21 protein-coding genes, 2 tRNA genes and 1 other RNA gene are annotated in these 22,991 nt (G+C 68.6%); 12 read left to right on the forward strand and 12 right to left on the reverse strand.

Annotated elements, in window-relative coordinates; genetic code table 11:
- Positions 1–83: 83 nt before the first annotated feature.
- Positions 84–2,834 (reverse strand): pyruvate dehydrogenase (acetyl-transferring), homodimeric type, encoded by a 2,751-nt coding sequence (gene aceE / locus ACSU1G_RS08070; protein WP_439279424.1) that lies wholly within the window; start codon positions 2,832–2,834, stop codon positions 84–86.
- A 291-nt stretch (positions 2,835–3,125) separates the two neighbouring features.
- On the opposite strand from aceE, the gene ACSU1G_RS08075 reads away from it, so the two are divergent.
- The 3 genes from ACSU1G_RS08075 (at position 3,126) to ACSU1G_RS08085 (ending at position 4,192) form a co-directional block, all read left to right on the forward strand.
- Positions 3,126–3,578, forward strand: a complete 453-nt coding sequence (locus ACSU1G_RS08075; protein WP_439279425.1) for a DUF3052 domain-containing protein — start codon at positions 3,126–3,128, stop codon at positions 3,576–3,578.
- A 23-nt stretch (positions 3,579–3,601) separates the two neighbouring features.
- A complete protein-coding gene (locus ACSU1G_RS08080; RefSeq protein WP_439279426.1) occupies positions 3,602–4,078 on the forward strand; it encodes a redoxin domain-containing protein in 477 nt (158 codons plus the stop codon).
- 40 nt (positions 4,079–4,118) lie between these two features.
- Positions 4,119–4,192, forward strand: a tRNA-Val gene (locus tag ACSU1G_RS08085).
- Positions 4,193–4,235: 43 nt separating this feature from the next.
- Here the strand turns inward: ACSU1G_RS08085 and ACSU1G_RS08090 are convergent.
- On the reverse strand, positions 4,236–5,414 hold the full coding sequence (locus tag ACSU1G_RS08090; protein WP_439279427.1) for a methyltransferase: 1,179 nt from the start codon (positions 5,412–5,414) through the stop codon (positions 4,236–4,238).
- Positions 5,415–5,673: 259 nt separating this feature from the next.
- Here ACSU1G_RS08090 and panD point away from each other — a divergent pair, with 259 nt between their 5' ends.
- The 4 genes from panD (at position 5,674) to gndA (ending at position 9,573) form a co-directional block, all read left to right on the forward strand.
- Positions 5,674–6,090, forward strand: coding sequence for an aspartate 1-decarboxylase (gene panD, locus ACSU1G_RS08095; RefSeq protein ID WP_439279934.1), 417 nt, complete (start codon positions 5,674–5,676; stop codon positions 6,088–6,090).
- A gap of 314 nt (positions 6,091–6,404) precedes the next feature.
- On the forward strand, positions 6,405–7,316 hold the full coding sequence (gene ppk2, locus ACSU1G_RS08100; RefSeq protein ID WP_439279428.1) for a polyphosphate kinase 2: 912 nt from the start codon (positions 6,405–6,407) through the stop codon (positions 7,314–7,316).
- A 44-nt stretch (positions 7,317–7,360) separates the two neighbouring features.
- Positions 7,361–8,056 (forward strand): SGNH/GDSL hydrolase family protein, encoded by a 696-nt coding sequence (locus tag ACSU1G_RS08105; RefSeq protein WP_439279429.1) that lies wholly within the window; start codon positions 7,361–7,363, stop codon positions 8,054–8,056.
- A 38-nt stretch (positions 8,057–8,094) separates the two neighbouring features.
- Positions 8,095–9,573, forward strand: a complete 1,479-nt coding sequence (gndA, locus tag ACSU1G_RS08110) for an NADP-dependent phosphogluconate dehydrogenase (protein WP_439279430.1) — start codon at positions 8,095–8,097, stop codon at positions 9,571–9,573.
- A 150-nt stretch (positions 9,574–9,723) separates the two neighbouring features.
- Here the strand turns inward: gndA and epsC are convergent, their stop codons facing one another.
- From epsC to msrA, 3 genes are all read right to left on the reverse strand, one after another.
- Entirely contained in the window at positions 9,724–10,308 is a 585-nt protein-coding gene (gene epsC, locus ACSU1G_RS08115; protein WP_439279431.1) for a serine O-acetyltransferase EpsC, read from the reverse strand.
- A 46-nt stretch (positions 10,309–10,354) separates the two neighbouring features.
- A complete protein-coding gene (cysK, locus tag ACSU1G_RS08120; RefSeq protein ID WP_439279432.1) occupies positions 10,355–11,287 on the reverse strand; it encodes a cysteine synthase A in 933 nt (310 codons plus the stop codon).
- 83 nt (positions 11,288–11,370) lie between these two features.
- Positions 11,371–11,931, reverse strand: a complete 561-nt coding sequence (gene msrA / locus ACSU1G_RS08125; RefSeq protein ID WP_439279935.1) for a peptide-methionine (S)-S-oxide reductase MsrA — start codon at positions 11,929–11,931, stop codon at positions 11,371–11,373.
- Positions 11,932–12,045: 114 nt separating this feature from the next.
- Between msrA and ACSU1G_RS08130 the strand changes: the two genes are divergently transcribed.
- Genes ACSU1G_RS08130 through ACSU1G_RS08140 form a run of 3 tightly spaced genes read left to right on the forward strand, consistent with a single transcriptional unit; the run spans position 12,046 to position 14,679 of the window.
- Positions 12,046–12,915: a Nif3-like dinuclear metal center hexameric protein gene (locus ACSU1G_RS08130; RefSeq protein WP_439279433.1), complete on the forward strand. Its 870-nt coding sequence runs from the start codon at positions 12,046–12,048 to the stop codon at positions 12,913–12,915.
- Positions 12,916–12,925: 10 nt separating this feature from the next.
- Positions 12,926–13,681 (forward strand): zinc ribbon domain-containing protein, encoded by a 756-nt coding sequence (locus ACSU1G_RS08135; protein WP_439279434.1) that lies wholly within the window; start codon positions 12,926–12,928, stop codon positions 13,679–13,681.
- A gap of 2 nt (positions 13,682–13,683) precedes the next feature.
- Positions 13,684–14,679 (forward strand): reverse transcriptase-like protein, encoded by a 996-nt coding sequence (locus ACSU1G_RS08140; RefSeq protein ID WP_439279435.1) that lies wholly within the window; start codon positions 13,684–13,686, stop codon positions 14,677–14,679.
- 90 nt (positions 14,680–14,769) lie between these two features.
- On the opposite strand, the gene ACSU1G_RS08145 is transcribed toward ACSU1G_RS08140, so the two are convergent.
- On the reverse strand, positions 14,770–15,576 hold the full coding sequence (locus ACSU1G_RS08145; RefSeq protein ID WP_439279436.1) for a YaaA family protein: 807 nt from the start codon (positions 15,574–15,576) through the stop codon (positions 14,770–14,772).
- A gap of 59 nt (positions 15,577–15,635) precedes the next feature.
- Here ACSU1G_RS08145 and rnpB point away from each other — a divergent pair.
- Positions 15,636–16,031, forward strand: an RNA gene (gene rnpB / locus ACSU1G_RS08150) — RNase P RNA component class A.
- A gap of 64 nt (positions 16,032–16,095) precedes the next feature.
- Here the strand turns inward: rnpB and ACSU1G_RS08155 are convergent.
- Entirely contained in the window at positions 16,096–17,958 is a 1,863-nt protein-coding gene (locus tag ACSU1G_RS08155; protein WP_439279437.1) for a BCCT family transporter, read from the reverse strand.
- Positions 17,959–18,285: 327 nt separating this feature from the next.
- On the opposite strand from ACSU1G_RS08155, the gene ACSU1G_RS08160 reads away from it, so the two are divergent.
- Entirely contained in the window at positions 18,286–19,740 is a 1,455-nt protein-coding gene (locus ACSU1G_RS08160) for a glyceraldehyde-3-phosphate dehydrogenase (RefSeq protein WP_439279438.1), read from the forward strand.
- A 79-nt stretch (positions 19,741–19,819) separates the two neighbouring features.
- Here the strand turns inward: ACSU1G_RS08160 and def are convergent, their stop codons facing one another.
- The 5 genes from def to orn all read right to left on the reverse strand — a co-directional run bounded on the left by def (position 19,820) and on the right by orn (position 22,943).
- Positions 19,820–20,431 (reverse strand): peptide deformylase, encoded by a 612-nt coding sequence (gene def, locus ACSU1G_RS08165; protein ID WP_439279439.1) that lies wholly within the window; start codon positions 20,429–20,431, stop codon positions 19,820–19,822.
- Between the two features lie 56 nt (positions 20,432–20,487).
- On the reverse strand, positions 20,488–21,714 hold the full coding sequence (locus ACSU1G_RS08170; RefSeq protein ID WP_439279440.1) for an amidohydrolase: 1,227 nt from the start codon (positions 21,712–21,714) through the stop codon (positions 20,488–20,490).
- Positions 21,714–22,016, reverse strand: a complete 303-nt coding sequence (locus ACSU1G_RS08175; protein ID WP_439279441.1) for an antibiotic biosynthesis monooxygenase family protein — start codon at positions 22,014–22,016, stop codon at positions 21,714–21,716. The genes ACSU1G_RS08170 and ACSU1G_RS08175 overlap by 1 nt, the downstream gene beginning before the upstream one ends.
- A gap of 129 nt (positions 22,017–22,145) precedes the next feature.
- Positions 22,146–22,221, reverse strand: a tRNA-His gene (locus ACSU1G_RS08180).
- A gap of 101 nt (positions 22,222–22,322) precedes the next feature.
- Positions 22,323–22,943: an oligoribonuclease gene (gene orn / locus ACSU1G_RS08185; protein ID WP_439279442.1), complete on the reverse strand. Its 621-nt coding sequence runs from the start codon at positions 22,941–22,943 to the stop codon at positions 22,323–22,325.
- Positions 22,944–22,991 lie beyond the last annotated feature (48 nt).

Raw genomic sequence — 22,991 nt, forward strand, 5'->3', positions numbered from 1 at the left:
CGGCGGGGTGCGCGGAACACCCCGCCGGCCGCCGTCGTGGGGGACCGGGACGGACCGCTGGTCACGGCCGCATCAGGACCGACTCAGGCATCGCCGCCGACGGTGCCCGTGGTGCCGGCGTTGACGTCGTCGATCCGGTACTTCCGGTAGGCCTCGGCGGCGGTGCCGGTCTTGACCGAACCGTCCTTCTCCAGCATCTGCAGCGCCTTGACCACCATCGAGTGGGTGTCGATGTGGAAGTAGCGGCGGGCCGCGGCGCGCGTGTCGGCGAACCCGAACTCGTCCGCGCCGAGGGTGGCGAAGTCGTTCGGGATGAAGGGACGGATCTGGTCCGGGACCAGGGTGGCGTAATCGGTCGTGGCGACGATCGGCCCCTCGACGTCGGCCAGCTTCTGCGTGATGTACGGGGTCCGGGCGATGCCGTCCTCGTTCTGCATGGCCTCGCGCTCGGCGGCCACCGCGTCCCGGCGAAGTTCGGTCCAGCTGGTCACCGACCAGACGTCCGCGGCGACGCCCCAGTCCTTGGCGAGGATCGAGGCGGCGTCGATCACCCAGGGCAGGGACACCCCGGATCCCATGAGCTGGACCTTCGGCCCGTCACCCTCGGCCTGGCTGTAGCGGTAGATGCCCTTGAGCAGCCCCTCCACGTCCAGGTCCTCCGGTTCGTTCGGGTGGATGATCGGCTCGTTGTACACGGTGATGTAGTACATGACGTTGCGGACGTCGTCCCCGCGGTCATGCTCGCCGTACATGTCCTCCAGGCCTTGACGCATGATGTGGGCGATCTCGAAGGAGAACGCCGGATCGTAGGTCTTCACCGCCGGGTTGGTGCCCGCCAGGATGGGCGAGTGCCCGTCCATGTGCTGGGTGCCCTCGCCGGCCAGGGTGGTGCGCCCTGCGGTGGCGCCGATGACGAAGCCGCGCACCAGTTGGTCCCCGGCGGCCCAGAAGGCATCGCCGGTGCGCTGGAAGCCGAACATCGAGTAGAAGATGTACACGGGGATCATCAGCTCTCCGTGCGTGGAGTAGGACGAGCCCACGGCGGTCATCGCCGCGGTGGCGCCGGCCTCGTTGATGCCCACGTGGTAGAGCTGGCCGGAGGTGGACTCCTTGTAGGACAGGAAGAGGTCGCGGTCCACGGAGAGGTAGTTCTGGCCCCGGGGGTTGTAGATCTTGGCGGTGGGGAAGAACGAGTCCATCCCGAAGGTGCGGGCCTCATCCGGGATGATCGGCACGATCCGGTTGCCGATGTTCTTGTCCCGCATCAGGTCCTTGAGCAGGCGCACGAAGGCCATGGTGGTGGCGGCCTGCTGCTTGCCGGTGCCCTTGCGGGCGTGCTTGTACATCGACTCCGGCGGCATCGGGATCCGGTCGTAGTCGGTGCGGCGCTCCGGCGTGAAGCCGCCGAGCTGACGCCGCCTCTCCATCATGTACTTGATCTCCGGTGCATCCGGGCCCGGGTGGTAGTACGGCACGTTGTACGGATCGCCTTCGATCTGTTCGTCCGTGATGGGGATGCGGTGGCGGTCGCGGAACATCTTGACGTCCTCGACCGTGAGCTTCTTCATCTGGTGGGTGGCGTTCTTCGCCTCGAAGTTCTGGCCGAGCCCGTAGCCCTTGACCGTCTGCGCGAGGATCACGGTCGGCTTGCCCTTGTAGTCCATGGCGGCCTTGTAGGCGGCATAGACCTTGTTGTAGTCGTGGCCACCGCGCTTGAGGTTCCAGATCTCGTCATCGGACATCTCCGAGACCATGTCCTTGGTCACCGAGGACCGGCCGAAGAAGTGCTCCCGCACGAAGCCGCCGGACTCGGCCTTGTAGGTCTGGTAGTCGCCGTCGAGGGTCTCGTTCATGATGCGCACGAGCTCGCCCTCGTCATCCTGGTCCAGCAGGGCATCCCACTCGCGGCCCCACATGACCTTGATGACGTTCCAGCCGGCGCCACGGAAGTAGGCCTCCAGCTCCTGGATGATCTTGCCGTTGCCGCGGACCGGACCGTCGAGACGCTGCAGGTTGCAGTTGATGACGAAGTTCAGGTTGTCGAGCTTGTCGTTGGCGGCGATGTGCAGGGCGCCGCGTGATTCCGGTTCGTCCATCTCGCCGTCACCCAGGAAGGCCCAGACCTGCTGATCCGAGGTGTCCTTGATGCCGCGGTTGTGCAGGTAGCGGTTGAACTGTGCCTGGTGGATCGCGTTGATGGGCCCCAGTCCCATGGACACGGTGGGGAACTGCCAGAAGTCGTGCAGCATGCGCGGGTGCGGATAGGAAGGCAGGGCGTGCCCGGCCCTCGACTTCTCCTGGCGGAAGCCGTCCAGGTCCTCCTCGCCCAACCGGCCCTCGAGGAAGGCCCGGGCGTAGTTGCCCGGGGAGGAGTGGCCCTGGTAGAAGATCTGGTCGCCACCTCCGGGGTGGTCCTGGCCGCGGAAGAAGTGGTTCAGGCCCACCTCGTAGAGGGTGGCCTGACCGGCGTAGGAGGAGATGTGGCCGCCCACGCCGACGCCGTCGCGCTGGGCGCGCTGGACGATCATGGCGGCGTTCCACCGCAGGTAGTTGCGGTAGCGGCGCTCGAGCTCCTCGTCACCGGGGTATTCGGGCTCCTGGTCCACGGGGATGGTGTTGACGTAGTCCGTGGTGGTGACCATCGGCACGCCCACCGACTTGGTCCCCGCACGCTGCAGGAGGTGGCGCATGATGTACTCCGCCCGCTCCGTCCCGCGCGCTTCGACCAGTCCGTCGAAGGACTCGATCCATTCGGCCGTCTCCTGCGGATCCTTGTCGGGCAACTGGTTGGTCAGGCCACTCAGGATATGGGAGCTCTCTTCAGCTGCGCTCACGGCAACCTCTCTGTCTGCGGACGGTGATCCGCTGGTCTCTAGGTCCCGCGGTCCGTCCCGGGATCATCCGGGCGGGACGTGTAGCGGCGGGTCCGCTGCTTCCATCCCCGACTGTATAACCTGTAGCGCCTCCCTTGCAGGCTTCGGTACCCTCCATGACGCCCGGAAGACACTCGTCTGCGGGCGTTCTCCAGCACGCCGGAACACGGTGGCATGGCCCCGGGTGTCCCGGAGCACGTAATCTGGTGAGATGATGCCTTTATGGGTAGCCCGCAACAGTCAAGGAGAGAAGTGAACCAGCCAGACTCCGCCCCAGTGGTGGGGGGATCAACGGTGACCAGTGATGGACCGGCCGCAAAGATGGGCCTGTCCGCAGGTCGACTGGTCCAAGAACTCGGTTTTGACGAGGACATCGACTTCGATTTCCGGAACACCCTCGAGGACGAACTCGGCTCCGAGATCCTCACCGAGGAGGACCAGGAGCCGGTGGATGCCGTCATGCTCTGGTGGCGGGAGGCTGACGGTGACGTCGAGGACCTGGCCGATGCCCTGATGGATGCGCAGACCTCCCTGGACGCCGGGGGAGCGCTGTGGCTGCTGACCCCGCGCAACAGCCGTCCGGGGCACGTTCCGCCGGCCGATGTCGCGGAGGCCGCGCCGACGGCCGGTCTGCACGTCACCACCACCGCCGGGGTGTCCGCTGATTGGACCTGCACCCGCTTGGTCGGTAAGCGCAACCTGTGACCGGTGCCCCGGGGGACTGTCCAGTGCTCCGGGACCAACACGGGCAGACCTGGGCTTGGCCGCCCGTGGCGCTGGCCGGCCCCGGTGGGGATCCGGAGCCCACGGACGACGCCGGCCCGGTGCGCTCCCGTGTCTGGCTCCTGTTCCTGCCGGGAGCCTTCACCCCGGTGTGTATGGCCGAGCTGACCTGGGTGGATGACCTGGCCGCGCAACTGGCTCCGGCCGGCGTCGGGCTCCGGGTGTTGTCCTGCGATTCCGCCGCCGTCCTGCGGACGGTGGCCGATCAGCTCGGGGTCCGCACACCGCTGTTGTCCGATTTCTGGCCCCACGGGGCCGCCGCGCGCGCCGTGGGGGAGTTCAACGAGACCACCGGTAGGGCGCTGAGGTCCAGCGTGTTGGTGGACGCCGGCGGTGCGGTGCTCGCCAGGGTGCGCGCCGAGGCCGGTGCCGAGCGGCGACTTCAGGACCACCTGGATCCCGCCGTGCTGGAGCTGGGCTAATATAGGCGGGTCCGGTTGCATTCGGTGCGGCGCGGACCAGGGGCCTATAGCTCAGTTGGTTAGAGCACTTCGTTTACACCGAAGGGGTCGGGGGTTCGAGTCCCTCTGGGCCCACCCACACCGTCGGATGTTCGCGTCGGATGTTCGCGTCGGATGGTCACACCGTCGGCGCCGAGCGTCCCTCCGCCGGCCGTCTGGCCTGCAGCCTCCACAGCGAGGTGACCTCCCGCGACCGTGCGGCGTGGAGGATGTCCGAGCGGTCCTGCGCTCGTCGATGGGTGGGTGCGGTGTCGAGGCGATCGATCACCCGGAGCCCCGCCCGGTCAATGGCGTCCAGAAGCATCTGCCGACTGCGCAGACCCAGCAGTTCGGCCAGGTCCGAGAGGATCAACCAGCCCTCTCCGTCATCGGTGAGGTGGCGCGGCAGCCCCGCCAGGAACTGCAGCAGCATCTTGCCGCCGGGGTCGTACACCGCCGCGTCCAGGGTGGTCGCCGCACTGCCCGGCAGCCACGGGGGGTTGCAGACGACCAGCGGCGCCCTTCCCTCCGGGAACATACTGGTCAGCTGAGCCTCTGCGGCTCCCTGGATGCCCAATCGGGCGAAGTTGTCGTTCGCGCAGTCCACCGCACGTTGGTGGATGTCCGTGGCCACCACCTTCTTCACGCCGCGCTGCACGAGGACTGCGGCCAACACCCCGGTGCCCGTGCCGATATCGAACGCCACCTCGCGACGGACCAACGGCGCCCGGGCCACGAGGTCCACATACTCGTGGCGGGTGGGCAGGAACGTGCCGTAATGGGGATGGATGGACCCGTTCACGGCGGGGATGTCGATGCCGGTCACAAACCACTGATAGGCGCCCTGCACCCCGATCAGCTCCTGCAGACTCACCACAGCGGGCGCCTCACCGAATCCGGGGTGTGGCCCGTAGGCGAATTCCACCGCCGGTCCGACCTGTGGGGCTCGGGGCAGGGGTAACAGTGCTGCCCCACCCGGTGTGTCGAAGGTCAGCGGCACCAGGATCAAGGACATCATCCGCGAACGTTGGGCCCGGCCCTGGCGAAGACGGTAGAACTCCTCCGCGTCGGTGAGTCCAGTCCGTGCCGTGTCGCCCCTGCCGCCTTTGGCCAGGCGTCGATCGATTGCGCTCAGTAGCTGGCGTGCGTTGTGGAAGTCGCCCAGCCACAGCATGGCGGTGCCCTGGGCCGCATACCTCACCGCCTGGTCGGCGGTGAGTCGGTCGTCGACCGCGACCAGTCTCCGGGGGGCCGGTCGACCATTGGCGGACCACCACCTGGCCGCACCGGTCTGACCGGCGTGTTCCCAGGTCAGCATCGGTGCGAGGTCAATCGGTTCCTGAGTGATGGCAGATCAACCTCGTTCGGTAGTAGCACGTCCTGGTTCGACACCGCGCAGGGGCACACCGACCACGGCCATCGACTATCCTCAGACTACCGAGGGGCCCACGCCGGCCGGTGCCGTAGACTGGGTGGTCGGGAATACGCAGAGACCGGCTTCCGTTGCACAGTGCGTTGACGAATGCACGGCGAAACCTGACTCCGTGACTCCGTTTGAAGGGATGTTCCGTATGGCCATGACCCGGACCATGTTCAAGTCCAAGATCCACCGCGCCACCGTGACCCATGCCGACCTGCACTATGTCGGCTCCGTGACAGTGGACCAGGACCTGTTGGACGCCGCGGACATCCTCCCCGGCGAGCTGGTGGCCATCGTGGACGTGACGAACGGGGCCCGGCTGGAGACCTACACCATCGCCGGCGAACGCGGCTCGGGTGTGCTCGGCATCAACGGTGCGGCCGCCCACCTCGTGGACATCGGTGACACCGTCATCCTCATCACGTACGCGCAGCTGGAGGACGCGGAGGCCCGCGCCTTCGTGCCGAGAGTGGTCCACGTCGACGTGGACAACCGGATCGTCGATCTCGGGACCGACCCCGCCGAGGCCCTGACGGCCGAGCTGCAGCGCCCACCCTTTGCGGTGGCCCACTAGCCACCGGAGGCCCCGGCCATCGGGGCGCCGAACACCGCAGCACCGGACCACAGCAACACCGGACCACAGCAACACCGGACCACAGCAACACCGGACCACAGCAACACCGGACCACAGCAACACCGAGGGCCGACCGCCGTACGCGGCCGGCCGTCGTCGTGCTCCCCGACCCTCCCGTGACCGGATCTCGGGATTGTTCACGGTTCGTTCACCGGTGTCACCCGGTGTGACGCCGCCCGCCGTATCCAGTGGGGCCCATGATGGACAATGAAGGCCTAACCCCGCCCTGAGACCGGCATAGAAGGAGAGCCCCCGTGCTGCTGACCCCGGACGCACCCCGACAGAACCTGCGCGAGTTCATCGACAACCTCCGTGAGGGCGGCTACACCGTTGCTGACAAGCACACCCCTGACCCGGACCTGATCTCACCGGACGGCAAGGCCGTGGAGACCTGGCGCGAGGACTACCCGTACCAGGAGCGGCTCTCCCGCGAGGAGTACGAGGTGGACAAGTACATGCTGCAGATCGAGCTGCTGAAGCTGCAGTACTGGGGCGAGGACACCGGGCAGCGGCACATCGTGGTCTTCGAGGGCCGGGACGCCGCCGGCAAGGGCGGCACCATCAAGCGTTTCACCGAGTACATGAACCCCCGGACCGCCCGCGTGGTGGCACTCAACAAGCCCTCGGACCGCGAGCAGGGCCAGTGGTACTTCCAGCGCTACATCAACCATTTCCCCACGGAGGGGGAGATCGTGCTCTTCGACCGCTCCTGGTACAACCGGGCGGGTGTGGAGCGGGTCATGGGCTTCAGCACGGACGATCAGTACACCACCTTCATGAACCAGGTGCCGCTGTTCGAGAAGATGCTGGTGGACGAGGGCATCCACCTGACGAAGTTCTGGTTCTCCGTGACCCAGTCAGAACAGCGGACCCGCTTCGCGATCCGCCAGATCGACCCGGTCCGCCGGTGGAAGCTCTCGCCCATGGACCTGGAGTCCCTGGACCGCTGGGAGGACTACACCGCGGCGAAGGAGGCCATGTTCATGCACACGGACACGGACCACGCGCCCTGGACCACCATCCGCTCCAATGACAAGAAGCGGGCCCGGCTGAACGCCATCCGTTACTTCCTGTCCCAGTTCGAGTATGACGACAAGGACCACGCCGTGGTCGGCTCACCCGACCCGGTGATCGTCCGCCGCGGCCGGGATGCCGTCGGGGACTGAGGCACCCCGTGCGGGCCGGACACCGTTCCACCGGCTGGCCCGGCATGTCCGGTTTGATCCTGGTCCTGGGGCTCACCGCCGCCCTGCTGACCGGGTGCCGGGGCCTGCCCGACGACGGCCCCTCGCGCTCCCCGGAGGGCGGCGGTCCCAGCGCGGGACGGCAGACGATGACCCTCGAGGTCTACGGGGACTCCCTGACGGTGGCGGACTCCCCGTCCGTGGCCGAGGGGCGCACGGGGCCCGAGTCCTGGCTCCACCACCTCGGGCCGCACGGACTGAGCCTGGCGGGAGGATCGGGCCGTTGGGGCGCCACCGCCGGGGACATCCTCGACCAGCACCTGCAGCCGCCGGTCTCCGCCGAGGTGCTGGTGCTCTTCCTCGGCACCAACGACCTCGCCGCGGGCGGCGTGGCAGCGCACGGGGAGGACTACCTGGCGGCCCTGGACCAGATCGTCAGGCGCCAGGGGTACCCGGCGCAGGACGTGGTGGTGGTCGCCGTGGGGCCCCGCGACGCCGGGAGTCCCGGTCCGGTCCAGGCCTGGAACCGACGGACTGCGGAGGCCGCCCGGGAACGGGGTTGGCACCTCATCGACCCGTGGGGCCCCCTGCGGACGGAGGGGAACCGCTACCGTCATAGCGCGCTGACCACGGACGGCCTGCATCTGTCCGTGCACGGGGCCTCGTTGCTCGCGGAGGGGATGGCCGGGGAGCTCCGGCGGGTGGAGGCCGGGACCGCGTAGGCTGGGATGCGCAACTGGAGCTCCTCGGAAGGAACGGCATGAAGGCTGATATCGGCGTCACGGGACTGGCGGTCATGGGGGCCAACCTGGCCCGGAACTTCGCCCGGAACGGCTATACCGTGGCCCTGCACAACCGCAGCCGGGCCCGCACGGACGCGCTGGTGGCCGATCACGGCCACGAGGGAGCCTTCATCCCCACCGAGACCTTGGCCGAGCTGGTAGAGAACCTCGCGGTTCCGCGGCGGGTACTCCTGATGGTCCAGGCCGGGGCACCCGTGGACAGCGTGATCGATCAGTTGGTGCCATTGCTCCAGCCGGGCGACATCGTGATCGACGGCGGGAACTCGCACTACGAGGACACCCGCCGCCGCGAGGCGGCCCTGGCCGCGAAGGACCTGCACTTCGTGGGCATCGGCGTCTCGGGTGGCGAGGAGGGCGCCCTGAACGGCCCGTCCATCATGCCGGGCGGCCCGAAGAAGTCCTACGAGGCGCTCGGGCCCCTGCTGGAGGACATCTCCGCACAGTACGAGGGGGATCCGTGTTGCGCCTGGATCGGCACGGACGGTGCCGGCCACTTCGTCAAGATGGTCCACAACGGCATCGAGTACGCCGACATGCAGGTCATCGGCGAGGCCTTTGACCTGTTGCGCTCCGTCGGCGGGATCGAGCCGGCCGAGCAGGCCGGGATCTTCCGTGACTGGAACTCCACGGAGCTGGCCTCCTACCTGATCGAGATCACCGCCGAGGTCCTGGGACACACGGACGGCGCCACCGGGCAGCCGCTGGTGGACGTGATCGCGGATGCAGCCGGCCAGAAGGGCACCGGCCGCTGGACCGCCATCTCCGGGCTGGACCTGGGCTCGCCCGTCGGGGCAATCGCCGAATCGGTCTTCGCCCGCTCCCTGTCCAGCCAGCCGGCCATCCGCGCCACCGCACAGCAGGTGCTGGCGGCCGGCACCGATCCGGTACACCCCCCGCAGGACGCCGACCGGGCGACCTTCGTGGAGGACGTGCGCCTGGCCCTCTATGCCTCGAAGCTGGTCTCCTATGCCCAAGGCCTGGACATGCTCACGGCGGCGGCCGAGGAGTACGGCTGGTCCCTGGACCTCGGGACCATCGCCTCCCTGTGGCGGGATGGCTGCATCATCCGCGCCGATCTGCTCGATGTCATCATGAAGGCCTATGGCGGCCGGGACACGGACCGCCACCCGGCGCCGGGATCCACGGCCGAGGGCCAGCCCGCCAACCTGCTGTTCGCCCCCGAATTCCGGGACGCGATCGCCGCCGCCCTGCCGGCCTGGCGCCGGGTCGTGGCCACCGCCGTGGCGGCCGGGGTCCCGGTCCCGGTCTTCTCCTCCGCGCTGTCCTACTACGACGGGCTGCGGCGCGAGCGGCTGCCCGCCGCCCTGACCCAGGGGCTGCGGGACTACTTCGGCGCCCACACCTACCGCCGGGTGGATCGGGACGGTTCCTTCCACACCCTGTGGTCCGGCGACCGCAGCGAAGTCCAGGCCTGAGCCACTCCCTGCCCTCAGAGTGCTGAGAGCCGGGAACGACGTCGGCCGGCACCTTCCGCGAGAATCCTGCGGTAGGTGCCGGCCGACGTCGTTCTGGGGTGTCCTCTCCCGGATCAACACCTACTGGGTCAACCCCGGATCACCAAGGCGTCAGATCCACATGGCGGGGTCCACGTACTCCGCCGGGTCCACCGCCGCCTGGTGTTCCTTGGGGGCCCGCAACCGCCAGGTGGCCGGGACGCCCGTGGCGATGGAGTCGGCGGGGGTGTCCTTGACCACCACCGCGTTGGCGCCGACCGCCGAGCCCGAACCGATCTCCACGGGGCCGAGGATCTTCGCCCCGGCGCCCACCACCACGCCGTCAGCCAGGGTCGGGTGCCGCTTCACCTGGGCCAGCGACCGCCCGCCGAGGGTCACGCCGTGGTAGAGCATGACATCGTTCCCGATCTCGGCGGTCTCACCGATGACGACCCCCATGCCGTGATCGATGAAGAAGCGCCGACCGATCGTGGCACCGGGGTGGATCTCGATCCCGGTGAGGGAGCGGGTGAGTTGGGAGAGCATACGGGCCGGGGTCTTGAGCTGTTCGACCTTCCACATCTGGTGCGTCAGCCGATGGGCCCAGATCGCGTGCAGTCCCGAATAGACCACCGCCACCTCCACATCCCCGCGGGCGGCCGGGTCATGGGCTCGGGCATTGGCGATATCTTCCCTCAGTCGGGACAGGAAACCCACGGGAGGCCTTTCGATCGGGGTGACGGGGAGATGGGGGCACCGCGGCTCAGCCGCGGATGTCCTCGAAGAGCACGGTGGAGATGTACCGCTCGCCGAAGTCCGGCACGATGGCCACGATCAGCTTGTCCCGGTTCTCCTCGCGCTGGGCCACCTTCAGTGCGGCGGCGACCGCCGCGCCGGCGGAGATCCCGCCGAGGATGCCCTCGCGGGTGCCCATGGCGCGGGCCGTGGAGACCGATTCCTCGAGGGTGGCGGTGTAGACCTCGTCGTAGATCTCGGTGTCCAGGATCTCGGGGATGAAGTTGGCGCCGAGGCCCTGGATCTTGTGGGGGCCCGGCTTGCCGCCGGAGAGGATGGGGGAGTCGGCCGGTTCCACGGCGACGAGGCCGATCCCGGGCTTCTGCTCCCGGAGGTAGCGGCCCGCGCCGGTGATGGTGCCACCGGTGCCGATGCCGGAGACCAGGATGTCCACGGCACCCTCGGAATCGGCCCAGATCTCGGGGCCTGTGGTGTCATAGTGCGCCTGGACGTTGGCCTGGCTGGAGAACTGGCGGGCCCAGATGGCGTTGCCCGAGTCGGCCACGATCTGCTGGGCCTTGTCCAGGGCCCCCCGCATGCCGTCCGCGCCCGGGGTCAGGACGATCTCCGCCCCATAGGCGCGCAACATCACCCGGCGCTCATTGGACATGGTCTCCGGCATGGTCAGGATGACCTTGTACCCACGGGCTGCGCCGACCATGGCCAGGGCGATGCCGGTGTTACCGGAGGTGCCCTCCACGATGGTGCCCCCCGGCTTCAGCTCACCCGAGGCCTCGGCGGCGTCCACGATGGATCGGCCGATGCGGTCCTTCACGGAGTTCGCCGGGCTGTAGAACTCCGCCTTGACGGCGACCTTGCCGGGCAGGCCCTCGGCCAGGTGGTTCAACATGATCAGTGGCGTGTTACCGATGGCTTCGGTGATGTTGTTCAGAATGGCCACAGCGGGGGTCCTTCCAGAAACGGATGTGGGTTGACGTGGGAGGCAGGGTGCAGCGCCTCGGGCACAGCAGTACTGGGCCCAGCCTAGGACAGGCCGACGGCCTCGGAGGGTTCCACGAGCCATTCGGAGTAACGCCGGCGTACAGCGGCCAGCTTCGGCGTGATGATCACATGGCAGTATCCGACGTCCGGACGGTTGGTGTAGAAGTCCTGGTGGAAGGACTCCGCCGGATACCACGTACCCAGTGGCTCGATGGCGGTGACGATCGGATCCTCCCAGTTCTGCTGGTTGCGTCGGATCGCGGACTGGAACAGCTCCTCGTCCGCCGTATCCGCGGCGAACAGGGCCGAGCGGTACTGGGTGCCCACGTCATAGCCCTGGCGGTTCAGGGTGGTGGGGTCATGGCCGGTGAAGAACAGGTCCAGGATCATGTCCGCGCTGATCACGGACTCGTCGAAGGTCACGCGCACGCCCTCCGCATGGCCCGTGCGGCCGGAGCAGACGGATTCGTAGTCGGGGTCGGGCCAGTCGCTCCCCGTGTATCCGGACTCCACGGCGGTGACGCCTCGGATCCGCCGATAGACGGCATCCAGGCACCAGAAGCAGCCGGCGGCCACGGTCAGGACCCGCGGCGACGGATGCACAGGCTCGGTGGCCGGGTCTACGGCCGGGGCGACGGGGGTGTTCTCGAGATCACTCACATCCGCCTACAGCACCGATTCCACCGTGTTCATTCCCGTCTCAGGCAGAATGGCCTTATGAGCGTGCAGAACCAGCCCCCCCGGACACCGACCCTGACCCAGGTCCTGGAGTGCTTCGAGGAGCTGTGGCCGCAGTCCCTGGCCGAGGGGTGGGATGCCTCCGGACTGGTGACGGGCCGTCCCGATCAGCCGGTCGGACGCATCCACTTCGCGGTGGACCCCGTCCAGGACGTGGTCCAGGAGGCGGTGGGGGCAGGGGCCCAGCTGCTGGTGACCCACCATCCGCTGCTGCTGCGCGGGGTGAACTCGGTGGCGGCCACCGAGTACAAGGGGCAGCTGGTCCACACGCTGATCGAGGGCGGCTGCGCCCTGCTGACCGCACACACCAACGCCGACTCCGCCGTGGGCGGGGTCTCCGATGTCCTGGCCGACATCCTGGGGCTGCGCGACGTGGTCCCCCTGGCACCCGCCCGGGACGGCCTTCCCGAGGAGGGACTGGGCCGGGTGGGACAGCTGGAGAGGCCGATGGCGCTGTCCGATTTCGCCGCCCGCGTGTTCGGTGCGATGCCGGCGGTGGCCGGTGGAGTCCGCGTGGCGGGGGACCGGGACGGGATCGTCCAGCGGGTGGCCGTGTGCGGTGGGGCGGGCGACAGCCTGTTCGACGAGGTCCGGGCGGCCGCCGCGGACGTCTACGTCACCGCCGACCTGCGCCACCACCCCGCCTCCGAGCTGCGGGAGGCCGCCCGTCTGACCGGGGGCCGCCCCTACCTCGTGGAGGTCTCCCACTTCGGCAGCGAATGGCTGTGGCTGCCCGCCGCGGCCGAGGCGCTGGACACCCTGCTCTCCGAGAGCGGCTTCGACGTGGAGATCGCCGTGAGCGGCCAGAACACCGACCCCTGGGACTACGTCCTGACGCCCGGCAGCTGAGGAGCCCGCCTTGACCATCACCACCGCAACACCCGCCGACCAACTCCGGCTTCTGGACCTGCAACAACTGGACACCGCGCTGGACCGGGCCCGGCACCGCATGCAGCAGCTGCGCCAGGACCCCGGATACGCCGGACTGCAACGGGCGCTCGCCGAGCGGCAGGCCGCCGCCGAGCAGTCGGCGGCGGCCTGGGAGCAGGCCCGCGAGACGGTCCGCCAGGCCGAATCCCGCGTGGCCGAGGTCCGGGGGCGCCGGGACCGCAACCAGAAGCGGCTTGATGCCGGCCAGGGATCGGCCAAAGACCTCGAGAGCATGATGCACGAGCTGGCCACGCTCACGGCACTGCAGGACGAGCACGAGGGCACCGAGCTGGAGGCCATGGAGGCCGCCGAGCAGTCCGAGGCCGCCGATGCCGTGGCCCAGCAGGACCTCGCCGCCGCGCGGTCCGCCGCGCAGGAGCGGGGCGCCGCGCTGAAGGAGGAGGCAGCCGCCGTGGCCGCCGAGGGCAACGATCTCACCGGGCAGCGCAAGGCGATGGCCGCCACCCTGCCGGCGGACCTCGTGGCCCGCTATGACAAGCTCCGGGAACGCAACGGCGGCATCGGTGCCGCCCGCCTGATCGGCAACACCTCGGAGGCTTCCGGCATGCCGATCAGCCCCGCGGACCTGGCCCAGATCGAGCAGGCGGACGCCCAGACCCTCGTGTTCTGCCCGGATTCCGGAGCCATCCTGGTCCGTGTCCAGAACACCGAGAAGGAGCAGTGACCGTGCCCGCACAGTCCTCGGCGCGCCCGTCCACGAGCCAGCCCACCGGTGCGCGACTGCTGCAGGTGGAGGCCGATGGCGGCTCCCGCGGCAACCCCGGGGTGGCTGGTTACGGCGCCCTCGTCCGCGACCCCGCCAGCGGTGCCCTGCTGGACATCGACGCGCAACCGCTGGGCAAGGCCTCCAACAACGTGGCCGAGTACTCCGGGCTCATCGCCGGACTGCGGCTGGCGCGGGCGATCGACCCGGAGGCCGCCGTCCACGTGAAGATGGACTCCAAGCTCGTGGTGGAACAGATGAGCGGCCGCTGGAAGATCAAGCACGCGGACATGCAGAAACTCGCGGCTGAGGCCAAGAGCCTGCTCCCCGCCGGTCAGGTCACCTACGAGTGGATCCCGCGGGCCCGGAACAAGGACGCGGACCTGCTCTCCAACGAGGCCATGGACGCCGGGGCCAGCGGCACGGAATGGGTGAAGTCCCGTTCCGGTCTGAAGGTCACGGGGGCACCGGCGCTCACTGCGGAACCGGCCGTGCTGGAACCGGCCGTGCCGGAACCGGCACCCGCCGCGTCATCCCAGCCGGCCGACGTCGGGCCCTCCCGCCGGGCGGGGCGGCTGCACCACGTGGAGATCTGGGTGGCGGATCTGCCCGCCGCCCGCGACGGCCTCGGGTGGTTGTTGCAACAGCTGGGCTATGCGGTGAGCGGGGAATGGTCCGAGGGGACGAGCTACCAGGGCGCGGGTGAGTACCTGGTGCTGGAATCCGGCCCGGACGTGGCGGCGGCCGGTCATGAGCGGCGGCGGCCCGGACTGAACCACCTGGCCTTCCATGCGGGCACCCGTGCTGAGGTGGATGCCCTCACCTCGGCCGCCCGGGAGCGGGGATTCACCCTGCTGTTCGCCGACCGCCACCCCTTCGCCGGGGGCCGCAACCACTATGCCGCCTACCTGGAGGCCCCGGACGGCTTCGAGGTCGAACTCGTGGCCGATCCCGCCTGACCCCTTGAACTGCAGGTCGAATCCGGACCACTTACTCGCCGGTAACCCGGAATTCAGGAGCGGATCCGACCGCCGGTTTCGGCGGGCGGGTCAGACGGTGGTGTGGACCTCGGACAGGGTGACCTGGAGACTGGCGTGCTTCTTCTCACTGGCCGGGACGAGGTCCACGGTCCAGTCGTGGGCTCCGGTCGCAGACCCGGCGGCGGCCACCACCTCGGCGGCGGTCTCGGGAGAGGTCACCACCCGGCTGCCGGCGAGCAGCAGTTCGCGGGCCACCAGACCCCGGGTGTGCTTGGCGAAGTGGGAGACCACCGTGCGCTTGCCCTGGCGGACCTGGAAGACGTCCACGGTGGCGGTGCGGGCGGCCGGCGCCTTCCACTGGGCCATGTAACCGCCGGAGCGGCAGTCGATGATGACCCCCGTGCGCTCGGCGTGGGCGTCCAGCGACGGGGTGAGACGCGGCTTCCACCAGCTGGACATCCGCCCCAGGCCCGGCAGGGTGGCCGTGACGGTCAGGCGGTGGTTCGGGACGCGGTCACCGAGGGCGAGGACGCCGAACAGGCCGGAGAAGACGAGCACGTCCGCCCGGGCCCTGCGGCGGGCGGCCTCGGGGAGGGAGGCGTAGTCCAGGGCGTCGAAGAGGACCCCGGTGAAGATCCGGTGGGCGGGCGCCGCGGGGGACTCGAAGAGCACCATGTTGGCCTCGATATCGGACCGGACGGCCGGGCCGACGCCCAACACCTCGGCGGCGTCGGGGGCGGAGGACACGGCGGAGAGGATGCCTATGGCCGTGGTGCGCTCCCCGGCCAGCGAAGGCAGCACCAGGGATTCGAGGTCCAGGGGGGCACCGGAACGGGGAGCGGTCTTGCCCTCGGAGGGCGGCAACAGGATCAACACGGTGAACAGCCTAGCCAGTGCACGGCAGGTCTCTCACCCACGTAGACTGGGACGCTGGGACAGGCTGGTGGACGGCCGCAGGGCACCGGCGACGGTGCCGTGAGGAACGTCCGGGCTCCACAGGGCAGGATGGTGGGTAACGCCCACTCGGGGTAACCCGCAGGAAAGTGCCACAGAAAGCAGACCGCCTGGTCTATGACGGTGTTCGCACCGCCGTGGGCCCGGTGAGGGTGAAAGGGTGGTGTAAGAGACCACCAGCGGTCCGGGTGACCGGATCGGCTCGGTAAACCCCATCCGGAGCAAAGCCGAACAGGATGTGATCGAGGGCTGCCCGCCCGAGCATCCGGGTTGGCTGCTCGAGCCCGTCGGCAACGGCGGGCCTAGATGGATGGCCGTCGCCGGGAGGTGGGTAACCGCCCCCGGTACAGAACCCGGCGTATAGCCAGCCTGTCCCGCCCCACACTCCACAGAACCCCCACCAGGCTTCGGGCCTGGCGGGGGTTCTCGGGTTGAGGGGGACTACCTCTGTGGTGCGTCCGGTGCGTCCGGTACCTCGGGTGCCTCGGGGGCCGCACCGTGTCGGTCTGCCACCACGGTCTCAGGGACGTCAGGTTCCTCGCGCTGGCCGTGGGCGGCCCGGGTGGCGATCGACTTGGTCACGAGACCGAAGCTGCCGCCGTGGTGGGCCTCCACGGCCTCGGAGACCGAGTCCTCCAGCACGATCCGGGCGATCCTGTCCTGCAGCATCAGCGGATCCCGTCTGAGGTCCTTCCAGATGGCCACGCACAGCAGGAGCATGACCGTCACGAAGGGCAGCGCCGAGACGATGGTGATGTTCTTGATGCCGTTCAGCGCCTCGGCCGGCACATCACCGCCCGCCAGGAGCATGGCGGCTGCGGAGGCCCCCACGGCGACGCCCCAGAAGATGATCGACTTCTTGGAGGGATCGTCGGTGCCGCGCTCACTCAGGGTACCCATCACGATGGAGGCGGAATCCGCGCCGGTGACGAAGAAGATGGCGATGAGGATCACCGTCACGGCGAACACCACGATGGTCAGCACCTGCGGCAACGGCAGGGCGCCGAGCATGTCGAACAGGATCAGGTCGAAGTCGATGTCCGGTGCGCCATCCACGATCTGGGCGAGCTGCGAACCCGTATCACCGGCCTGCTCCGCACGTTCCTGGATGCCGATGGCGCCGCCGCCGAAGATGGCGAACCAGATCAGGGACACGGCCGAGGGCACGAGCAGCACACCGACGATGAACTGGCGGATGGTACGGCCCCGGGAGATGCGGGCGATGAACATGCCGACGAACGGCGCCCAGGACACCCACCAGGCCCAGTAGAAGATGGTCCACGTGCCCAGCCAGTCCTGCATGGACTGGTCACCGGAACCGGTCCGCGAAGCCATGTCCGGCAGGTCGCCGATGAAGGAGCCGATGGCGTCGGGGATGACATTGAAGATGAACAGGGTCGGCCCGCCCACGAAGACGAGCAGTGCCAGCAGCAGGGCCATGACCATGTTGATGTTGGACAGCCACTGGATGCCGCGGGCGATCCCGGAGACTGCGGAGGCGACGAACGCCAGGGTCAGGATGCCGATGATGATCACCAGCAGGCTGGTGGTGGCCTGCTCCACGATCCCGGAGGCCTGCAAGCCGCCGCCGATCTGGAGCGCGCCCAGACCCAGCGAACAGGCGGAGCCGAACAGGGTGGCCAGGATGGCCAGGATGTTGATGACCTTGCCGCCCCAGCCGTTGACGGCCTTCTCGCCGAACAGCGGGGTGAACATGGAGGAGAACAGCTGCGAGCGGCCCAGCCGGAAGGTGCCGTAGGCGATGCCGAGGCCGACCACGGCATACATGGCCCATGGGTACAGGGTCCAGTGGAACAGGGTGGTGCCCATCGCGGCGCCGACGGCCTCGGGTGTCTGGCCCTCCACGGTGCCCGGCGGCGGAGCCATGTAGAAGAACAGCGGCTCACCCACGCCGTAGAACACCAGACCGATGCCCATGCCGGTGGCGAACATCATGGAGATCCAGGAGGTCGTCTTGAACTCCGGCTTCTCGTCGTCGGCGCCCAGGTTGATCCGACCGAAGCGGCTGAAGGCGACCACGAGCACGAACACCGTGAACACGGTGGCGGCGATGACGAACAGCCAGCCGAAGTGCGTGATGGTCCAGCTCAGCGCGTCGGCCGAGAAGTTGCCGAGGGACTCCGATCCGATGAATCCCCACAGGACCATGGCCAGGGCCACGGCCGCCGCCGTGCCGAAGACCCAGAAATCCACCCCCGAGGTGCGGAACATCTTCAGGGGACGCCGTCGGCGTTCCCTGAGTTCGCTGACCAGGTCAGCCGTTGTATTCGTGTCATGGCTCATGATGGCGATGCCGGAGCACGGTGGCTCCGGCCCTCCTCTCGAATGTGATGCGCGGGTGGGGCGTTCGGTGCGAGGTGTCAGTGCGTGGCTTCCCCTGGAAGGGGTCAGCCGAGATGTCAACTCCCAGCACCATATCCCCGGGTCGGCGCCCTGGTCAGCGTCTCGGTGCGCGCGTCTGCCTGTTGTTGGACACATCACGGATACGGGCCGGTCACGTCTCGGCCACACGCCAGGTACCCAAAGCACCGCGGGCCGGCCGGATTCACTAGACTGGACACCGCCGTGGCCGCCAACGTGGTCGGCACGGGAACAAGGGAAGGACCTACCGTGGCAGACAAGACCAACGGCACCGCGCAGGACCAGCACACCACCTGGAACCACCGGGAGGAGCTGGCCGAGCGGATGGTTCCGCTGATCGGCTCGTTGTACCGGGACAACAACGTGATCACGAGCATCTACGGCCGCCAGCTCGTCCACAAGGGTGTCATCGACATCATCAAGGCGCACCGCTATGCCCGCCAGATCGACGAGGCCGTCCTCCCGATCGAGGTGACCTACCCCATGGTCCAGGCCCTGGCCGGCATGAACCTGGGTGCCGCGTCGATCGATCTGGGCCGGATGGCGGCCGCCTACCGCTCCGCCGGTGGTGACCTGCAGGACTTCCTCGACACCGAACTCGCGGAGATCGCCGGTCACGGCGGCGAAGGCGTCAAGACCCAGAAGGACGTGGTCCTCTACGGCTTCGGCCGGATCGGCCGGCTGCTGGCCCGCATCATCCTCTCCCATGAGGGCGGCGGCTCGTCGCTCCGGCTGCGTGCCATCGTGGTCCGCAAGAACTCCGAGGACGATCTGGTCAAGCGGGCCTCACTGCTGCGCCGCGACTCCATCCACGGCCCCTTCGAGGGCACCATCACCGTGGACCAGGAACAGAACACGATCACCGCCAACGGCACGGTCATCCAGGTCATCTACTCCAACGACCCATCCACCGTGGACTACACCGCCTATGGGATCCAGGACGCGATCGTGGTGGACAACACCGGCCGCTGGCGGGACGAGGACGGGCTGGGCCAGCACCTGCAGGCCACCGGTGCCGCCAAGGTCCTGTTGACGGCTCCGGGCAAGGGCGACATCAAGAACATCGTCTTCGGCGTCAACACGGGCGACATCAAGGACGAGGACACCATCCTCTCGGCGGCCTCCTGCACCACCAACGGCATCACCCCGGTGCTGAAGGTCCTCAACGACGCGTACGGGATCGACCACGGCCACGTCGAGACCGTGCACGCCTACACCAACGACCAGAACCTCACGGACAACTTCCACAAGGGTTCCCGCCGAGGCCGCGCCGCCGGACTGAACATGGTGCTCACGGAGACCGGGGCCGCCAAGGCGGTGGCGAAGGCGCTGCCCGAACTGGAGGGCAAGCTCTCCGGAAACGCCATCCGCGTCCCCACCCCGAACGTCTCCATGGCCATCCTCAACCTGGCCCTGCAGAAGGAGACCACGGTGGAGGAACTCAACAAGCGCCTGCGGAACGAGTCCCTGACCGGTGCGCTGCGCAACCAGATCGACTACATCCACTCGCCCGAGATCGTCTCCTCGGACTTCGTCGGGTCCAACCGCGCCGGGATCGTGGACGGGCTGGCCACCATCGTCAACGGCGGCAAGAACGCCGTGCTCTACGTCTGGTATGACAACGAGTTCGGCTACTCCTGCCAGGTCGTCCGCGTCATCGAAGAGATGGCCGGAGACGCCGTTCCGGTGTTCCCGAAGGCCTGAACCGGGCCTGAACCCCGGGCCAGGGCCAACACCCTGGACCACGACGCCGGGAACACTGTCGGGAAGAGGATGAAGAGGATCAGGCGGGGTGGTGGTCCTCATGGTGTTCGTGCTCGTCGTGGCCGAAGGGGTCGGCGTCCACGCCGGGCAACCAGGTGTTGCCGGCCACCGTCCAGCCCTCGCGGCGCAGCGACTTCTTCCACCGGCGGCTCCACTTCCCGTTGAGCCGGTTGATGTAGAGGTAGCCGTCGAGGTGGTCGAACTCGTGCTGCATGATCCGGGCGAACCACCCGGTGGCCTCGAAGTCGATCGCTGCCCCGTGTACGTCGATCCCCGTCAGCCGCACATGGTCGGAGCGCTTCAGGGGGAAGCTGTATCCCGGGACGGACAGGCAACCCTCGGACTCCTCGTCCGGATCGGGGTCCTCCTGGGAGGTCTTGCCCAGGCGGGTCAGCACGGGGTTGATGACGTGGCCGCGGGAGGGAGCCTCGCCGGAGTCGTCGAAGGTCCACGTGAAGATCCGAAGCCCCACGCCCACCTGGGGTGCCGCCAGCCCCACACCGCGGGCCGCGTCCTGGGTCTCGGACATGTCTGCCACGAGGGTGCGGATCTCATCGTCGATCTGGGTGACCTCGGCCGCCCGGCGGTGCAGAACGGGCTCGCCGTGGATGGTGATCGGGCGGACAGTCATGGTGCTGGGGGCTCCTTCGCTACGGTGGCGCCACGCTCCGGACGCCGGAGCTGATTCTAGCGAACGGGCAGGTAGGCCAGCGCCGCCAGCACCTGTGCGCGGGTGGCGACCTCCAGGGTGGGGTCGATGGCCGGGGCGAAGAAGGGGGAGTGGTTGGCCGGGATGTCCGTGGTCACGGTGCCCGCCCGCACCGCGGCACGGTAGGTCTCGGCCGGGACGGAGCCGACGAACCAGTAGGTGTAGGGGATGCCGAAGGCCCCGGGCAGGTGGCTGAAGTCCTCGGAGGCCGTGGCCGGGGCGGCCTGATGCACCGCAGCCGGCCCGAGATGTTCTCTGAAGGCGCGCGTGACGGTCTCGGTCACCACGGGATCGTTGGACGTCAGCGGGAACTGGTCGTAATACTCGAACAGCGGCTCCCGCGGGGAGCCGGCCGCCGCGCACTCGCCGCGGACGATGCGTTCGATCGAGGCGATGATGTGCTGGCGCAGCTGCGTGTCATAGGTGCGCAGGTTCAGGCGCAGCTCCGCGCGGTCCGGGATGATGTTCGCGGTGGTGCCGGCGTTGGAGGCACCGACCGTGACCACGGCGAACTGCCCCGGCTCGGTCTCACGGGAGACGATGGTCTGCAGGCGAAGCACAATCGAGGCGGCCAGCACCACCGGGTCGACCGACTGATGGGGCATGGACCCGTGGGCGCCACGGCCGAACACCGTGATCCGGACCGAGTCCCCGGCGGAGAGGGCAGGACCCGCCACCGTGCCGATGGTGCCGGCCTCGGCGGGCATGACGTGCTGGGCGAAGGCGACGTCCGGGGTCGGCAACCGCGCCACCAGCCCGTCGTCGATCATGGCCCGGGCCCCCGCCGCGTTCTCCTCGGAGGGCTGGAACAGGGCCACATACGTCCCGGACCAGGCATCGCGATGCTCCGCCATCAGCCGGACGGCACCCATCAGTGCGGCGATGTGCAGGTCATGGCCGCAGGCGTGCATGACGCCCTCGGTCTCGGAGGAGTAGTCCAGCCCGGTGTCCTCGGTCACCGGCAGCGCATCGATGTCGGCACGGGCCAGCACGGTGGGCCCGTCACCGTTGCGCAGGACGGTCACGAGCCCCGTTCCACCGCAGCGGATGACCTCGAGTCCCAGTCCGGTCAGTTCCTGTTCGATGCGCTCGGCCGTCTCGTGCTCCTGGAGTCCGAGCTCCGGGTGGCGGTGGAAATGGCGGTAGAGCTCGCGTTGCCACTCGAGCTGCACCGGGAGGGCATCCATCCATCCGGTGGCGGCCATCAGAGGTCCACGACCTCGAACTCGAGCAGCTCGGCGCCGGTGGCGACAGGTTGCTTCTGCCCGCCGTCCGGGCCGCTGTGGGCCGCGGCGCTGCGCGTCTGTCGCCAGGACTGGAAGTCGGCCTCGGTGGCCCAGTGGGTGACCACGAAGTATCGGTCCTCGCCCGCGGTGGGCCGCAGCAGCTGGAAGCCCTCGAAGCCGGGGGAGCTGTCCACGGAGTGCTTGCGGGCGGCGAAGCGTGCTTCCAGTTCGGGGCCGGAGCCTTCTGGGACGCTGATCGCATTGATCTTCACGACGCTCATGTCAGAGACCTTTCGGCAGGCGGATGGTTCCGATGAGGTCATCCTAGGCGCGGCCGGCCCTCAGCGTGGGAGAAAGCCCCGCACAGACGACACCGGCCCGGACTTCCGCAGAAGTCCGGGCCGGTGATATGGGGTGAGTAACGGGGCTTGAACCCGCGACCTTCTGGACCACAACCAGACGCTCTACCAGCTGAGCTATACCCACCATGCTTGATCGGGAAACCGACCGTGACAGCGCGTTCCATCTTACACGGTTTTCACGGTGCCTAGAACCACGCGAACCGTGTGCCGGTGTCCCGGCGCCCGCTAGTGCTCCGGTGACGTCACCTTCTGCAGCCCGGCGGCGATCCGCTGTGCGGCTTTCGAATCGGGCCCGGGGGCGGGCACCATGACGGCCTGACGGTAGTACCGCAGCTCGTTGATGGAGTCGACGATGTCCCCGAGGGCGCGGTGGCCCCCGGTCTTGGCCGGCGACTGGTAGTACGCCTTCGGATACCAGCGGCGGGCGAGCTCCTTGAGGGTGGACACGTCCACGATCCGGTAGTGCAGGTGGTCCGTGAGCGCGGGCAGGTCCCGGGTGAGGAACAGCTTGTCCTGGCCCACCGAGTTGCCGGCCAGCACCGCCTTGCCCGGCTGCGGGCAGTGCTCGGTGATGTACGCCAGGCAGGCCTCGGACGCCTCGGCGAGCGAGACTCCGTCCGCCAACCGCTCCAGCAGGCCGGAGGAGGTGTGCATGTCCCGCACGAAGGGGACCATCTGGTCCAGTGCCGCCTGGGGAGGTCTGATGACGATGTCCACCCCGTCCCCCAGCACGTTGAGCTCGGGATCCGTCACCAGGACGGCGATCTCCACCAGGGCATCTGCCACCGGATCCAGCCCGGTCATCTCACAATCGATCCACACGAGGTTCTCTGCTGTAGCTGCCACGCCTCCCACAGTAGCCTGAGCCCCGGTGGTAGTTTGTGGGAAGCCCGC

The sequence above is a fragment of the Microbacterium sp. A93 genome (genome assembly GCF_051842835.1).

Excerpts from the sequence above, each read along its gene's own strand:
- ACSU1G_RS08090 (WP_439279427.1), bottom strand. The coding sequence starts at position 5,414 with ATGCTGACCTGGGAACACGCCGGTCAGACCGGTGCGGCCAGGTGGTGG.
- panD (WP_439279934.1), top strand. The coding sequence starts at position 5,674 with ATGACCCGGACCATGTTCAAGTCCAAGATCCACCGCGCCACCGTGACC.
- ACSU1G_RS08105 (WP_439279429.1), top strand. The coding sequence starts at position 7,361 with ATGTCCGGTTTGATCCTGGTCCTGGGGCTCACCGCCGCCCTGCTGACC.
- gndA (WP_439279430.1), top strand. The coding sequence starts at position 8,095 with ATGAAGGCTGATATCGGCGTCACGGGACTGGCGGTCATGGGGGCCAAC.
- ACSU1G_RS08130 (WP_439279433.1), top strand. The coding sequence starts at position 12,046 with ATGAGCGTGCAGAACCAGCCCCCCCGGACACCGACCCTGACCCAGGTC.
- ACSU1G_RS08155 (WP_439279437.1), bottom strand. The coding sequence starts at position 17,958 with ATGAGCCATGACACGAATACAACGGCTGACCTGGTCAGCGAACTCAGG.
- def (WP_439279439.1), bottom strand. The coding sequence starts at position 20,431 with ATGACTGTCCGCCCGATCACCATCCACGGCGAGCCCGTTCTGCACCGC.
- ACSU1G_RS08170 (WP_439279440.1), bottom strand. The coding sequence starts at position 21,714 with ATGGCCGCCACCGGATGGATGGATGCCCTCCCGGTGCAGCTCGAGTGG.
- ACSU1G_RS08175 (WP_439279441.1), bottom strand. The coding sequence starts at position 22,016 with ATGAGCGTCGTGAAGATCAATGCGATCAGCGTCCCAGAAGGCTCCGGC.